Here is a 12,993-nt window from a genome sequence, read left to right as displayed (position 1 = left end):
ATTAGCGTTTATAAAAATACATTGTTCTTCCATTAAATAATTGTAACTCTCCTTCTAATTTCTTCGCTAAAAAACGGCAAAATTCATTTGCTTTCCCTTTGTCACCAAATGTTGCATTAGGTGGTAAAGAAACTTGGATGAAAGATTGTTCATTTTCTATACCAACACCAATATAAATTGAGTCATACCGGTCGTGATTGGATTGAAGTTTTAATGTTGTTGTAGATGTATCTAAAATTTCATAAGGAAAAGCGGTATTTGTATACGTGTAATTAATTTGGGCACCAGTTTTAGAAGTAACTGTTTTATAATAATGAAAAAGTTGTTTTATATCATCTATTGAAACTGATTGTTGGTTGGATTTCGGTACAAGCGTAATAAAGGCGTGTTGCATATAAGTTCCCCCTAACTTAGTAGAATACTATCATTCTACATCCTACTGAATTTTTTGACAATTAAAAGGAGTATTACATGTTTTGTTTAATATACTATTAATGAAACGTGATGTAGAAAGGTGGAAACCAATGTTTGAAAAATTGTATGATGAGCATGAAAGTGTGAAGGTACGATTTTTAGGGTTTATGACACATGATACACGTTATGATTTTGGTGTTATTTATACAAATATGTTTTTTGGAAAGCCGCTCATTGTTTGTATGCAAACAGGAAGGTCTACTTTACTCGGACGAGATGATGTAGAGAATGTTCAATATATACAGGAGATTTTTAAATTAGGATCAGAAGAGGAAGCAAAGGAGTTAGCTCAGTTTTTCAAATTTCTAGTTCCGTCAACTTCTTTACATGCGGAATATGAAGAATAATTAATGTGAAACAGTCGTACTTATAAATATGGCTGTTTTTTATTTGAATATCGCATACTAATTTAAATTTAAAATATTTAATGTGTTATACTAAAAACCTATTGACGTAAAAAGTATAACATATTAAAATAAAGACAGAAAGTTAAGCGGTTACAAAAAGTTTTTGGGATTATAAACTTAGGGGGAAATGAAAAATGGGAACAATCGTATGTCAAGATTGTGAAGGTACAATTGCACACTTCGAAGATGAGAAAGTAACGGTACTTTACGGGAAATGTGGATCTTGCGGATGTGATCACACAGAGCATACAAAAGCCCAATAATTGATAGGAAATGGACAGCTAAAAGTTTTTAGGACCATAAACTTAGGGGGAAATGAAAAATGGGAACAATCGTATGCCAAGTATGTGAAGGAACAATCGGACATTTTGAAGATGAGAAAACGACGGTACTTTACGGAAAATGCGGAACAAATTGTGACTGTGCTAGAAAAGATAATGCGAAAGCTTAATGATAAATAAATAGATAGATTACTATTGAAACTCAGGGGGAAATGAAAATGGGAACAATCGTATGCCAAGTATGTGAAGGAACAATTGGACATTTTGAAGATGAAAAATCAACAGTACTATACGGGAAATGTGGATCTCATTGCGAATGTGACCATAAAGAACATACAAAAGCTTAATAATAAGAAAAAGCGCCTACATGTGTAGGCGCTTTTTTAATAAATTGTAGTTGTATGACCAACTGTTGCAACGATTGCATCATCCCTAATCGGAATAAAGCTTATGGAGGTCTGTGGTGTACTAGAAGAAGCGTATTGGCTCATTATACGACTATCGATACGGGTAATAGTATCGGTCAAGAAAGCTGAAATAAAAGCGTAAGGGACTCGTCGTTCATTTAATGAATAAATAATTTCTTCTTTTGTTTTTACACCTACGCCATGCCCGTAAAAAAAGAAATTTCCTAAATAGATTGTATTTTCTCCTTGCCATTCAATCGTAGCTGGATTTACTTGTGGGTTTTTAAAGTAAACGAGGTCACCTGGAACAAGATCGCCACCGTTTTTTGTTATAAGCCTTAGATCTTGGTCGTAGTCCCATGTATAAAGTAAAAGGTTTGCAAATAGACGATTGAAAGTTTCTTCCTCATACAATGATAGTAAAGCTTTATAAAAAATAATGATCATAGCGGTTGCGCATTCAGTTCCATATAGTTTTCCGTTTTTGAAAATATCCTGTATGGCAATAGAAGGTGGTATGTTTGGAAGAAGCTCGAATCCCCCAAGAGACGTTCTTTTCCAATACTGGGGGTTGCAAAAGGATTGTTGAAATGTACGAAACTGAAATCCACTTTGAAAAAGCTCTAGTGCAGAGATAATAATATTAACTCGTAAATTGAGATCAAAGCTGAGTTCATCAGCTGTTCGGAAGGAATAAACTTCTTGATTTCCTGCCATTATTGATAAAATTTGTTGTTTCTCTGCTGCAAATGGCTCATATTCATTTGTAATATAAGGATGTACAATAGAACGGCCTATTACAATCATAATAGTATCCCCACCTATACGTTACATTCTTAAGTATCGTATGAAGAAAAGGAAAAAAGGTGAAAAAAAGCCTATCAACTGATAGGCTTGTACTCTTTAATAACACGTAATGTTTGTAATGTCATATCTTCAGGACCTTGTACAGGTAAACCTGCTTCTAAGTTTTTACGAATATACTCTAAGTTTTCTTGTGTAATAATTTCCCCCGGAGTAAAGATTGGAATCCCTGGCGGATAAACCATAACAAAATCAGCTATAATACGACCCGCTGCATTTTCAAATGGAATGACTTCTGTTTCCGAATAAAAAGCATCTCGAGGAGAAAGTGCTAGCACTGGAATTTCTGGAATCTCTACTTGTACTTGAACACCTTTATCTGCCCTATTTCTAAATGTTGCTGCTAAATCTTGTAATGCTGCAATAAGTGTATTTGTATCACTTTCTGTATCTCCCAAAGTGATAAGACATAGTATGTTGTATAGATCTGAGAGTTCTACTTCAATGTTATATTGCTCTCTAAGCCATACTTCAGCTTGGTGGCCGGTAATACCTAAATCTTTTACAGATACAATTATCTTTGTAGGATCATAGTTAAAGGTAGCATCTGTACCTAACATTTCTTTTCCAGGACAGTAAAGATGCTCAATAGAATTTATAGCATCACGAACATGCTCAGCTAATTGTATTGTTTGTTCTATGAGTGCTGTTCCTTCTGTAGCAAGACGTTTTCTCGCAACATCAAGGGATGCTAACAAGATGTAAGAAGTTGATGTAGTTGTAAGCATGCTAATAATAGATTGGACATGCTTTACATTCACTAAGCCTTCTTTCACATTAAGAATAGAACTTTGAGTTAAAGAGCCTCCTAATTTGTGAACACTTGTTGCTGCCATATCCGCACCAGCTTGCATCGCTGACATAGGTAATTCATCGTGAAAATGAATATGAACACCATGAGCTTCGTCGACTAGTACAGGGATGTCATAAGAATGTGCTAATTGTACAATCTGTTCTAAGTCTGCAGCAAACCCAAAGTACGTTGGGTTAATAACAAGTAAGCCCTTTGCATCTGAGTGCTCTTCAAGTGCTTTTTTGACAGATTGAATTGTGATTCCATGAGAAATACCGAGCTTCGGATCGATTTCAGGATGCATGAAAATCGGTTTTGCACCTGAGAAAATAATAGCTGACATTACTGATTTATGCACGTTTCGTGGTACTAGGATTTTGTCACCAGGACCGCAAACGCTCATCACCATTGTCATAATAGCGCCACTTGTACCTTGAATAGAAAAGAAAGTATGATCTGCACCGAATGCGGCTGCTGCTAAATCTTGTGCTTCTTTAATCATACCTTTTGGATGATGTAAATCATCGAGTGGCGCAATATTAATTAAATCAATTGCTAATGCATTATGCCCAATAAATTCGCGAAATGTAGGATCCATGCCCTGTCCTTTTTTATGACCAGGAATATGGAATTGAATTGGATTTCGCTTACTGTGCTCAACTAAAGCGGTAAACAATGGTGTTTCGTATTGGGACAATCTATACACCCCTTCTTCTTCATAATATTTAGTGTAATTTGTTTTATATAATCCTGCTCTAAAAAAGTGTAGCCCTTTTTAGAATAAGGCTTGTTTTTCTGCCATTCAAAAAATCGTTTTTGAGATGGTAGCTTCACTTTATTTTCTATAAAACAAAAGCATTATATCACCAATAATTATAGATGTATAGAAAAAAATCTTTTTAAGGTGAGTATGTTTAATAGTTAGCCTCAACTAATGAATAGAGGAAGACAATTCCATTAAAATGAATAAATAGTGTATAATGCAGAGTGGCTATAATGAAGAATAAAATATTCTCTTTAAGATAGCATAATGAAACAAGAAGAAATGATAAATGAGGTGCGAAATGGAATATCAATATCCGTTAGATTATGATTGGTCAAATGAGGAAATGGTTACAATGGTGAAGTTTTATGAAGCGATTGAGAAAGCTTATGAAAAAGGAATTATAAGAGAAGAGTTAATGGGTTTATATCGTCGTTTTAAAGAGATTGTTCCATCGAAAGCAGAAGAAAAGAAAATTGATAAAGAATTTCAAGAAGTAAGTGGATACTCTATATATCGTGCTATTCAAAGGGCAAAAGAAGTCGAAGAACAAAAGCTTGTAAAAATGTAAAAAATATTTTGAAAAATAAAAACTGAAGTGATATAATGTGATAACAACTAAAAACGGACAATATAAATTGTCCGTTTTCTACTATCGATTACAAAGTGCATATAAAGGAAGGAGTGATTGCATCGTAGATTCAATCTTAGCAAGGAATTGTTCGTTGGTCATTGCTGAAAACTCCTCTGGTGATATATGAATACCAACTAATAATTCTGCTTTTTTTACAGTAGCTAATCGTTCAATCATCTTTTGTAAGTCTTCGGTTTCAAGTGTTTTATGTAATTTCACACTTGGTTTAGTATGGTCAATGGACCAAACGAAGTCATTTGGAATATTTGTTTTTAAATCATTTAAATGTTCTAAGAAGGCATGAGCCGTCTCAACTTTTTGTGGACACTCATAGATTAAACCAAAGTATATGAAGGCATGAGTACCCCATAAGCCGATTTGGAAATGCGGTAGCATTTTATATCCTCGTTTATTTGTTGAAAAAGCAACCCAAGTATCGTTTGGTGGATTGACTTTGCGGCGTGCGTGTTTTGCAACATGATAAAAAAAGTTCTCATCAGTTTGTTTGGATAAGTATTCTGCAAATTGTTCCCCTAAAGCTTCTAGCTTAGGATGAATGTTCGTTTTAATTGCACTCATTCGTTCTTCGAGACCATCAACTGTAAAGACATCAAAATCAGTTGACTTGAATGTTTGTATTGTCATGATTGTTCCTCCAACTCCTATTTTGCTTTTATTTTAGCATAGCTTGTACTATTCATAAAAAAAACAGCACAAAAAAATTTAAATAAAAAAATATAATTTTGTTGCATAGATGATTTATCCAACATAGTATAGTATAAAACAAAAAATCAGAAAATTGAATTAATTCTAGTCCGAGGGCAGACGAATATTGGGAGGAGGCAAATAATATGAGACAGGTGATTAATGCGTTAAAGAGAACAGATGCTGAAAAGAGAATACCGGTGCTACGTTTGGAGCTAGATTATGAATTAGCAACTTTATATGATGCGATGATGGAAGATGATAACCAGAAAAAAGAAGAGTGTGTACAAAAGTTAGAAGTGTTAAGACTTGAAATGATTCGTTTAGAAGCGTAATAATAGTATATGTATAAAAAATTAGTTGGTGCGAACCTTATAAAGGGTTCGTTTTTTCTGTGAACAGTATAGATCGGAGTGTTTAAACATGCAAGAAGTATGGAAAGACATCGATGCACACGCCAAACGGTGGATTCGGGATGCAGGAGAGCATTTAATGGCATCAATGAAAAAAGCACTTATTATAGAAACAAAATCAAATGCAGCTGACTTAGTTACAAATATGGACCGAGAGATAGAACAGTTTTTAATTGGGAAAATTAAAGAAACATTCCCGAATCATAATATTTTAGGAGAAGAGGGTTATGGAGACGAGATAACGTCTTCTGACGGGGTTGTTTGGTTAATTGATCCAATTGACGGCACGATGAACTTTGTTCATCAAAAAAGAAATTTTGCGATTTCAATTGGGATTTATGAGAACGGTATCGGAAAGATTGGACTTATATATGATCCAGTGCATGATGAACTATATCATGCAGTCAAGGGATCTGGAGCTTTTTGTAATGATATATCAATTCCTCCATTGGAAAAAGGAACTGTAGAGCAAGGTATTGTAGCTTTAAATGCGATATGGCTTACAGATAATCCATTGCTTAATATGGAAAGTATGATGGCACTTGTTAAGAAAGCAAGGGGCACAAGGTCATATGGCTGTGCAGCGTTAGAGATGGTATACGTTGCAACAGGAAGAATAGATGCATATGTAACGCCGAGATTATCACCATGGGATTTTGGCGGAGGGCAGATAATTGTAGAAGAAGTTGGAGGTAAGGTGACGACATTCTCTGGAGCGCCACTTTCTATCATAGAGAAGAGCAGTGTGTTAGTTGCAAAACCAGGAGTGTATGAAGAAGTGTTATCGTTTATATGAGAGCAACAAAAAAAGTAAGAGGCTGTGTATAAGCTTCTTACTTTTTAGCGTTATTGTGATTTGCGCATTTTTCTTTTTGTTACAAAACCGTATCCAACTGTAACAAATGTGCCGATAATGCAAATAATAATACCGATTGGACTATTTTCAGCAATCATAATGCCGATACCGATTAAGAAAATAACACCGATAATTGCAGTTAATAAAAAGCGATATTGAATGTGTTCCATTTCTTCACCCTCCAATCTCATTTTACTTTCACAAAAGTAAGAATACAACTATATTTTCATTCTTGCTTTTATTTTAATTGCTATTGTATCCCCTTCGCTCTTATAATAGAGAAGGATTAAAAAGACATTAGGAGTTGGACATGTTGAAAAAACGACAAGATTTACGTAATATAGCAATTATTGCCCACGTTGACCATGGTAAAACAACACTTGTTGACCAGTTATTACGTCAAGCGGGGACTTTCCGTGCGAACGAACACGTTGAAGAACGCGCAATGGATTCAAATGATCTAGAAAGAGAACGCGGTATTACAATTTTAGCGAAAAATACAGCGATTCACTATGAAGATAAAAGAATTAACATTTTAGATACACCTGGTCACGCTGACTTCGGTGGAGAAGTAGAACGTATCATGAAAATGGTTGATGGTGTTTTACTTGTTGTTGATGCATATGAAGGTTGTATGCCACAAACACGATTTGTTTTAAAGAAAGCTCTTGAGCAAAACTTAACTCCAATCGTAGTTGTAAACAAAATTGACCGTGACTTCGCTCGTCCAGATGAAGTAGTTGATGAAGTAATCGACTTATTCATTGAGCTTGGTGCAAACGAAGATCAATTAGAGTTCCCAGTTGTATTTGCATCAGCAATGAACGGAACAGCAAGCTTAGATTCAAATCCAGCAAATCAAGAAGAGAATATGAAATCATTATTCGATACAATTATCGAACATATTCCAGCACCAATTGATAACAGCGAAGAGCCACTTCAATTCCAAGTAGCACTTCTTGATTACAACGACTACGTTGGACGTATTGGAGTTGGTCGCGTATTCCGCGGTACAATGAAGGTTGGACAACAAGTTGCTTTAATGAAAGTAGACGGAAGCGTGAAGCAATTCCGCGTAACGAAATTATTCGGTTACATGGGATTAAAACGTCAAGAAATTGAAGAAGCAAAAGCAGGGGACTTAGTAGCCGTTTCTGGTATGGAAGACATTAACGTAGGTGAAACAGTATGTCCAGTTGAACATCAAGATGCGTTACCATTATTACGTATTGATGAGCCAACACTACAAATGACGTTCCTTGTAAATAACAGCCCATTTGCAGGTCGTGAAGGTAAATACATTACATCTCGTAAAATTGAAGAGCGTCTTCGTTCACAATTAGAAACAGATGTAAGTTTACGTGTAGATAATACAGATTCTCCTGATGCGTGGATCGTATCTGGACGTGGGGAACTACATTTATCTATCTTAATTGAAAACATGCGTCGTGAAGGTTATGAATTACAAGTATCTAAGCCAGAAGTAATCATTAAAGAAGTTGATGGCGTAAGATGTGAGCCTGTAGAGCGCGTACAAATCGATGTACCTGAAGAATACACTGGTTCTATTATGGAATCTATGGGTGCACGTAAAGGTGAAATGTTAGATATGGTGAATAACGGAAACGGTCAAGTTCGCCTTACTTTCATGGTTCCAGCACGTGGTTTAATTGGTTACACAACAGAATTCTTAACATTAACTCGTGGTTACGGTATTTTAAACCATACATTCGATTGCTACCAACCAGTACACGCTGGACAAGTTGGTGGACGTCGCCAAGGTGTTCTAGTTTCACTTGAAACAGGAAAAGCATCACAATACGGTATTATGCAAGTTGAAGACCGTGGTGTAATCTTCGTTGAACCAGGTACAGAAGTATATGCTGGTATGATTGTCGGAGAACACACTCGTGAGAACGACTTAACAGTTAACGTTGTGAAAATGAAACAACAAACTAACATTCGTTCTGCGACGAAAGATCAAACTTCAACAATGAAGAAACCACGCCTAATGACTTTAGAAGAATCATTAGAGTACTTAAACGATGACGAGTTCTGTGAAGTAACTCCAGAATCAATTCGTCTACGTAAAAAGATTCTTGATAAGAGTGAGCGCGAAAGAGCTGCTAAGAAAAAGAAATCTGTTGAAGCGTAAAAATAAAAAAACAACGCCCTTTATAAAGGGCGTTGTTTTTTTATTTTGTTTATTTTTTTAGAATATTTACTCTTTTTTGTGGACAGTATTTTTTTTGCGAGTTACTCTTGTATTAAGTGTATAAAGAAAATTGCATTTTACTGCTAGGGGGGAAGAGTGTGTTAGAAAGGATGTCTTTTTTTGCAAAATTGTGTAAGGTAGATGAAAATCCAGAGTTAGGAATGTGGTTACTTTATGGGACGATTATTATATTAAGTGCTCTCGTTTATAATTTAGGGTTTGCTAGAAAGTTGTCTGTACTAAAAAATATTGTGATATATATATCATTAGCAATTGGATGCACAGTATTAACCTTTTTTGCTGTGTTTTTACCTGTTGGAGAAGGACTTGTTGTAGCGGCAATTGTACTTGGAATTTATAGACTGCGTTTGCGTCAAGCGAAACAACAAAAAGCAGGATAAGAAAGGGGAGTTTTCATGCGTTCAGTACAAGATGCACTATATAATTGGTTAACAATTAAAACAGTTGCGGAAGCACGTCCAGATGATAGTGCTGCAAAAGAAACATATTTGTTATTTCAAAATATGGTATATGAAGAACATAAATTAAGAAATGTGGAAGTCGAAAAGAACGAGGAAATGTATTTAATTACATATGAAATAAATGGAGAACGGAAATCTGCAAGGTTTCCGTTAGAAGCCATTGATTGTTTTTTGGATCAGATGAATCGTGAACCAGAAAAATATAAATAAGTCCTTATCTATATGAGTAAGGACTTATTTACATTTTACCAATCATCTTCGATTTTTTTATCACGATACAATCGGAAATTACCACTTGCATGACGTTCCATTGTACGCTCTGCAATTCGTTCCGAACATTCCATGCACATATATGTATGAATAGGGCGATTACGCAGTTTTTTTGCCATAGGATTTTCATCATCTAACATATCTTTTTTATCACAAATCATACATTTGACTCTCATTTCGTCACCTCAATACGAATTCTATCAGTATAAGTATATCATGGAAGTATAATGTTTTTGAATAATAGTGGGAAAAAATAATATTTTCGCAATTCGAAAAATAAGTTATGATAAGGATATACCAAGTATATTTGGAGGTGAAAATATGGCGAATGTAGTAGAGCCTACCTTAACAGAGGATTTAGTACAAACGTTGCGTAAAGAGTGTATTGTTATGATAGCAACGACAGATTTCGAAAAACAAGTTCCTAACGTAAGTGCTATTTCTTGGGTGTATGCAGTGAGTAAAACTAGTATTCGATTTGCAGTAGATCAACGTTCACGTATTGTGGAAAATATACGTCATAATACAGGTGTGGTATTGACTATAATGGCGAATGAATCCGTATTTTCTATAAGTGGTGCAGGTGAAATTTTGACAGATAGAATGGAAGGTATTTCTCTAAAATTAACTGTAATAGAAGTAAAGGTGCAAGAAGTGCGTGATGTTATGTTTTATGGAGCGAAACTTGCAATTGAACCAACATATGAAAAAACATATGATCTTCGGGCAGCGAAAAAGCTGGATAACGAAGTCTTAGTAGGGATAAGAGAATTATAAAGATGCTAAATAAGAAATTCGTTTATTCACTTTTGTAGTCGGTTATTGTGATTTAACGTTAATAATTATAATAAAAAGTAATATATTGAATAGAAATGAATAAAGAATAAATAAAAGGTTTAATGACTATGATTTTCGATTCTACCTCGTTTACACGGTACATATAATTATAACAATGGTTCGTCCATATTGTATGGATGAAACCCTTGTTCTACAAATTTAAAAGTGGAGTCAGGGGGTAACAGGTTGGATAAAATTTATGTGTTAGATACGAATGTACTTTTGCAGGATCCTTTATCTATTTTTTCATTTGAAACCAATGAAGTAGTGATTCCAGCAGTTGTATTAGAAGAGGTTGATTCGAAAAAACGTTATATGGATGAAGTAGGAAGAAACGCTCGTTATGTATCTAAGTTAATAGATAAATTTCGTGAAATAGGAAAGCTGCATGAAAGTATCCCGCTAGAAAACGGCGGAACATTTCGTATTGAATTGAACCATCGTTCATTTGTGCAACTACAAGATATTTTTGTAGAAAAAACAAATGATAATCGAATTTTAGCTGTAGCAAAAAATCTATCTTTAGAAGAACAGGAAAAAGAGGACGGGAAGTCTGTTATTTTAGTAAGTAAAGATGTACTCGTAAGGGTAAAAGCTGATGCAATTGGTTTGAAGGCTGAAGATTATTTAAGTGATCGCGTAATTGAAGTAGAAAATATATATTCTGGTTTTTTAGAAGGATATATATCAAAAGAACAATTGGATTATTTTTATGAGAAAGGTGAATTGCCTCTATCTGAAATTGCGAATCATCCTTTTTACCCAAATCAATTTGTAGTAATGAAAGATGCATTAGGGGGCTCTAGTTCTGCGCTTGGCATTGTGGATCACTTAGGGAAGAAGGTAAAGAAACTTATTTTTCACAATGAACAAGTGTGGGGGATACGACCACGAAACGTGCAGCAAATTATGGGATTAGAATTGTTGCTTCGTGAAGATATTCCGCTTGTAACGTTAACGGGGAAAGCCGGCACAGGAAAAACGTTACTTGCGTTAGCTTCGGGACTTATGCAAACAGAAGACTTAGGGTTATATAAAAAATTACTTGTGGCAAGACCAATTGTTCCAGTCGGAAAAGATATCGGTTATTTACCAGGAGAAAAAGAAGAAAAATTAAGACCATGGATGCAGCCAATTTTTGATAACCTAGAGTATTTATTTAATACGAAAAAGCCAGGAGAGTTAGATGCTATTCTAGCTGGAATGGGTTCGATTGAAGTAGAAGCCCTTACTTATATACGCGGGAGAAGTATTCCAGATCAGTTCATTATCATTGACGAAGCACAAAATTTAACAAAGCATGAAGTGAAAACGATATTAACTAGGGTAGGGGAAAAGAGTAAGATTGTATTGATGGGAGATCCTCAGCAAATTGATCACCCATATTTAGATGAATATAATAATGGCTTAACGTATGTTGTAGAGAAGTTTAAAGAACAGCGTATTAGTGGTCATGTGAAGTTTGTTAAAGGAGAGCGATCTAATTTAGCTCAACTAGCAGCAGATTTATTGTAAAAAGGAGTGAGCTTAAGCTCACTCCTTTTCTTTAAATAATTGTAAATTTACGGATGTTACGGATTGGATTTTGTTGATTAGATCCATCATTGAAATAGAGATGAACAGGCCCGTCTTCTTTTAATGGTTTTCCTTCTTTTGAAAAGCCTAGTATAGCATTTTTGACAGTTTCTAATGGAAGTGTCATTGTATGATCTACCGTTTCAATTTCAACTTGCGTAGCGTCCTCTAAAATTTCAGCGTTAGCAAGGAATGGATGAAATGGTATACCAAATGTTCCAGTAATCAGCTGTTCTTTTTTATATTTCTTCACACTTTGTTGTATTGGAGGAAAAGCGGCACCATCACGAATTTCGCGATCCCAATGTTCTGAAGTGTTTTTTAAATAAGTTTCTAGTTCAGACGTGTTTTCTCTAGTTTCATCAAAGTAAGTTGTCAAATCTACTTTTCGATCATCAAAGATCCAAACAGTTGGATCAATAGTGATTGGAAAACGTACTTTTCCGTTAATAAATAAAATTTCGCTCATTGTTGTTCCCCCATTTGTGTTATACTCCCACTTTTCAGTATAATAGTATTAGACACTGTTGTCACAAAAAATGTTTCTATTGCAATTTATTAAAACTATCGCTAATATTAATAGATAGGATAGAGGAGAGTAGGACGGAAACGGAGGGAATCAATTTGGCGTCTGAGACAGTAGCAAATCATCAGGAAAAGGCACTAGCCCTTCTACAAGCGGATGCAGAGAAGATTTTAAGACTTATTAAGGTGCAAATGGACCATCTTACAATGCCGCAATGTCCATTATATGAAGAAGTGTTAGACACACAAATGTTTGGACTATCCCGCGAGGTCGATTTTGCAGTTCGCCTTGGTCTTATTGCAGAAGAACAAGGGAAAGCAATGTTAGGTGAGCTCGAACGTGAGTTATCTGCACTTCATGAAGCATTTACAAACAAACAACAATAACGGGTTCAAATAAGGGGGCTCAAACTAAATTAGTTTGAGCTTTTTATTTGTATAATAAAGCAGGAAGAATCAATGTACATATGGAATACAACAATAATTAAATTG

At 35.0% G+C, this 12,993-nt stretch carries 20 protein-coding genes; 13 read left to right on the top strand and 7 right to left on the bottom strand.

Going from position 1 to position 12,993, the window contains the following annotated elements; translation table 11 throughout:
- Position 1 precedes the first annotated feature (1 nt).
- Positions 2-394 (bottom strand): DUF1885 family protein, encoded by a 393-nt coding sequence (locus tag V6946_RS21160; RefSeq protein WP_001163299.1) that lies wholly within the window; start codon positions 392-394, stop codon positions 2-4.
- A 130-nt stretch (positions 395-524) separates the two neighbouring features.
- On the opposite strand from V6946_RS21160, the gene V6946_RS21155 reads away from it, so the two are divergent.
- The 4 genes from V6946_RS21155 to V6946_RS21140 all read left to right on the top strand — a co-directional run bounded on the left by V6946_RS21155 (position 525) and on the right by V6946_RS21140 (position 1,509).
- Entirely contained in the window at positions 525-821 is a 297-nt protein-coding gene (locus tag V6946_RS21155; RefSeq protein ID WP_000462038.1) for a DUF3055 domain-containing protein, read from the top strand.
- A gap of 194 nt (positions 822-1,015) precedes the next feature.
- Positions 1,016-1,144: a GapA-binding peptide SR1P gene (locus V6946_RS21150; RefSeq protein ID WP_000536778.1), complete on the top strand. Its 129-nt coding sequence runs from the start codon at positions 1,016-1,018 to the stop codon at positions 1,142-1,144.
- Positions 1,145-1,203: 59 nt separating this feature from the next.
- The gene (locus V6946_RS21145; RefSeq protein ID WP_000536803.1) at positions 1,204-1,332 is read left to right on the top strand and encodes a GapA-binding peptide SR1P; all 129 of its coding nucleotides are present in this window, start codon (positions 1,204-1,206) and stop codon (positions 1,330-1,332) included.
- A 48-nt stretch (positions 1,333-1,380) separates the two neighbouring features.
- Positions 1,381-1,509, top strand: coding sequence for a GapA-binding peptide SR1P (locus V6946_RS21140; protein ID WP_000536796.1), 129 nt, complete (start codon positions 1,381-1,383; stop codon positions 1,507-1,509).
- 36 nt (positions 1,510-1,545) lie between these two features.
- On the opposite strand, the gene V6946_RS21135 is transcribed toward V6946_RS21140, so the two are convergent.
- The gene (locus V6946_RS21135; protein WP_000635337.1) at positions 1,546-2,376 is read right to left on the bottom strand and encodes a protein-glutamine gamma-glutamyltransferase; all 831 of its coding nucleotides are present in this window, start codon (positions 2,374-2,376) and stop codon (positions 1,546-1,548) included.
- 74 nt (positions 2,377-2,450) lie between these two features.
- Entirely contained in the window at positions 2,451-3,923 is a 1,473-nt protein-coding gene (gene speA, locus V6946_RS21130) for an arginine decarboxylase (protein WP_000084899.1), read from the bottom strand.
- A 367-nt stretch (positions 3,924-4,290) separates the two neighbouring features.
- Here speA and V6946_RS21125 point away from each other — a divergent pair, with 367 nt between their 5' ends.
- Positions 4,291-4,560, top strand: a complete 270-nt coding sequence (locus V6946_RS21125) for a UPF0223 family protein (RefSeq protein WP_000456562.1) — start codon at positions 4,291-4,293, stop codon at positions 4,558-4,560.
- An 81-nt stretch (positions 4,561-4,641) separates the two neighbouring features.
- Here V6946_RS21125 and V6946_RS21120 read toward each other — a convergent pair whose 3' ends face one another.
- A complete protein-coding gene (locus tag V6946_RS21120; protein ID WP_000155317.1) occupies positions 4,642-5,268 on the bottom strand; it encodes a YktB family protein in 627 nt (208 codons plus the stop codon).
- 206 nt (positions 5,269-5,474) lie between these two features.
- Here V6946_RS21120 and V6946_RS21115 point away from each other — a divergent pair, with 206 nt between their 5' ends.
- Positions 5,475-5,663, top strand: a complete 189-nt coding sequence (locus V6946_RS21115) for a hypothetical protein (protein ID WP_001250165.1) — start codon at positions 5,475-5,477, stop codon at positions 5,661-5,663.
- Positions 5,664-5,751: 88 nt separating this feature from the next.
- Positions 5,752-6,537, top strand: coding sequence for an inositol monophosphatase family protein (locus V6946_RS21110; RefSeq protein WP_001158701.1), 786 nt, complete (start codon positions 5,752-5,754; stop codon positions 6,535-6,537).
- Between the two features lie 50 nt (positions 6,538-6,587).
- Here the strand turns inward: V6946_RS21110 and V6946_RS21105 are convergent, their stop codons facing one another.
- The gene (locus V6946_RS21105) at positions 6,588-6,767 is read right to left on the bottom strand and encodes a DUF5325 family protein (RefSeq protein ID WP_000400127.1); all 180 of its coding nucleotides are present in this window, start codon (positions 6,765-6,767) and stop codon (positions 6,588-6,590) included.
- A 140-nt stretch (positions 6,768-6,907) separates the two neighbouring features.
- Here V6946_RS21105 and typA point away from each other — a divergent pair, with 140 nt between their 5' ends.
- The 3 genes from typA to V6946_RS21090 all read left to right on the top strand — a co-directional run bounded on the left by typA (position 6,908) and on the right by V6946_RS21090 (position 9,504).
- The gene (typA, locus tag V6946_RS21100) at positions 6,908-8,752 is read left to right on the top strand and encodes a translational GTPase TypA (RefSeq protein ID WP_000914762.1); all 1,845 of its coding nucleotides are present in this window, start codon (positions 6,908-6,910) and stop codon (positions 8,750-8,752) included.
- A 158-nt stretch (positions 8,753-8,910) separates the two neighbouring features.
- A complete protein-coding gene (locus V6946_RS21095; RefSeq protein WP_000893662.1) occupies positions 8,911-9,213 on the top strand; it encodes a YlaH-like family protein in 303 nt (100 codons plus the stop codon).
- Between the two features lie 15 nt (positions 9,214-9,228).
- Positions 9,229-9,504 carry a hypothetical protein gene (locus V6946_RS21090; RefSeq protein WP_001258151.1) on the top strand — a complete coding sequence of 92 codons (276 nt, stop codon included), beginning with the start codon at positions 9,229-9,231 and terminating at the stop codon, positions 9,502-9,504.
- A 35-nt stretch (positions 9,505-9,539) separates the two neighbouring features.
- On the opposite strand, the gene V6946_RS21085 is transcribed toward V6946_RS21090, so the two are convergent.
- On the bottom strand, positions 9,540-9,740 hold the full coding sequence (locus V6946_RS21085; protein ID WP_002082250.1) for a YlaI family protein: 201 nt from the start codon (positions 9,738-9,740) through the stop codon (positions 9,540-9,542).
- A gap of 145 nt (positions 9,741-9,885) precedes the next feature.
- Here V6946_RS21085 and V6946_RS21080 point away from each other — a divergent pair, with 145 nt between their 5' ends.
- Together V6946_RS21080 and V6946_RS21075 are read left to right on the top strand one after the other, a co-directional pair.
- On the top strand, positions 9,886-10,341 hold the full coding sequence (locus V6946_RS21080) for a pyridoxamine 5'-phosphate oxidase family protein (protein ID WP_000024596.1): 456 nt from the start codon (positions 9,886-9,888) through the stop codon (positions 10,339-10,341).
- A gap of 246 nt (positions 10,342-10,587) precedes the next feature.
- Entirely contained in the window at positions 10,588-11,916 is a 1,329-nt protein-coding gene (locus V6946_RS21075) for a PhoH family protein (protein ID WP_000358083.1), read from the top strand.
- Between the two features lie 31 nt (positions 11,917-11,947).
- Here V6946_RS21075 and V6946_RS21070 read toward each other — a convergent pair whose 3' ends face one another.
- The gene (locus tag V6946_RS21070) at positions 11,948-12,445 is read right to left on the bottom strand and encodes a hypothetical protein (RefSeq protein WP_001289809.1); all 498 of its coding nucleotides are present in this window, start codon (positions 12,443-12,445) and stop codon (positions 11,948-11,950) included.
- Positions 12,446-12,600: 155 nt separating this feature from the next.
- Between V6946_RS21070 and V6946_RS21065 the strand changes: the two genes are divergently transcribed.
- Entirely contained in the window at positions 12,601-12,888 is a 288-nt protein-coding gene (locus V6946_RS21065) for a YlaN family protein (protein ID WP_000135694.1), read from the top strand.
- The last annotated feature ends 105 nt before the right edge of the window (positions 12,889-12,993 follow it).

The sequence above is a fragment of the Bacillus sp. PPSBB_2 genome (genome assembly GCF_045291115.1).
Lineage (GTDB): Bacteria > Bacillota > Bacilli > Bacillales > Bacillaceae_G > Bacillus_A > Bacillus_A cereus.
This window is presented reverse-complemented; position numbering and strand designations above follow the sequence as displayed.

Coding starts and splice junctions, on each gene's coding strand:
- V6946_RS21120 (WP_000155317.1), bottom strand. CDS start 5,268: ATGACAATACAAACATTCAAGTCAACTGATTTTGATGTCTTTACAGTT.
- V6946_RS21140 (WP_000536796.1), top strand. CDS start 1,381: ATGGGAACAATCGTATGCCAAGTATGTGAAGGAACAATTGGACATTTT.
- V6946_RS21110 (WP_001158701.1), top strand. CDS start 5,752: ATGCAAGAAGTATGGAAAGACATCGATGCACACGCCAAACGGTGGATT.
- V6946_RS21070 (WP_001289809.1), bottom strand. CDS start 12,445: ATGAGCGAAATTTTATTTATTAACGGAAAAGTACGTTTTCCAATCACT.
- V6946_RS21155 (WP_000462038.1), top strand. CDS start 525: ATGTTTGAAAAATTGTATGATGAGCATGAAAGTGTGAAGGTACGATTT.
- V6946_RS21105 (WP_000400127.1), bottom strand. CDS start 6,767: ATGGAACACATTCAATATCGCTTTTTATTAACTGCAATTATCGGTGTT.
- V6946_RS21090 (WP_001258151.1), top strand. CDS start 9,229: ATGCGTTCAGTACAAGATGCACTATATAATTGGTTAACAATTAAAACA.
- V6946_RS21115 (WP_001250165.1), top strand. CDS start 5,475: ATGAGACAGGTGATTAATGCGTTAAAGAGAACAGATGCTGAAAAGAGA.
- V6946_RS21135 (WP_000635337.1), bottom strand. CDS start 2,376: ATGATTGTAATAGGCCGTTCTATTGTACATCCTTATATTACAAATGAA.
- V6946_RS21160 (WP_001163299.1), bottom strand. CDS start 394: ATGCAACACGCCTTTATTACGCTTGTACCGAAATCCAACCAACAATCA.
- typA (WP_000914762.1), top strand. CDS start 6,908: ATGTTGAAAAAACGACAAGATTTACGTAATATAGCAATTATTGCCCAC.
- V6946_RS21080 (WP_000024596.1), top strand. CDS start 9,886: ATGGCGAATGTAGTAGAGCCTACCTTAACAGAGGATTTAGTACAAACG.
- V6946_RS21145 (WP_000536803.1), top strand. CDS start 1,204: ATGGGAACAATCGTATGCCAAGTATGTGAAGGAACAATCGGACATTTT.
- V6946_RS21125 (WP_000456562.1), top strand. CDS start 4,291: ATGGAATATCAATATCCGTTAGATTATGATTGGTCAAATGAGGAAATG.
- V6946_RS21150 (WP_000536778.1), top strand. CDS start 1,016: ATGGGAACAATCGTATGTCAAGATTGTGAAGGTACAATTGCACACTTC.
- V6946_RS21085 (WP_002082250.1), bottom strand. CDS start 9,740: ATGAGAGTCAAATGTATGATTTGTGATAAAAAAGATATGTTAGATGAT.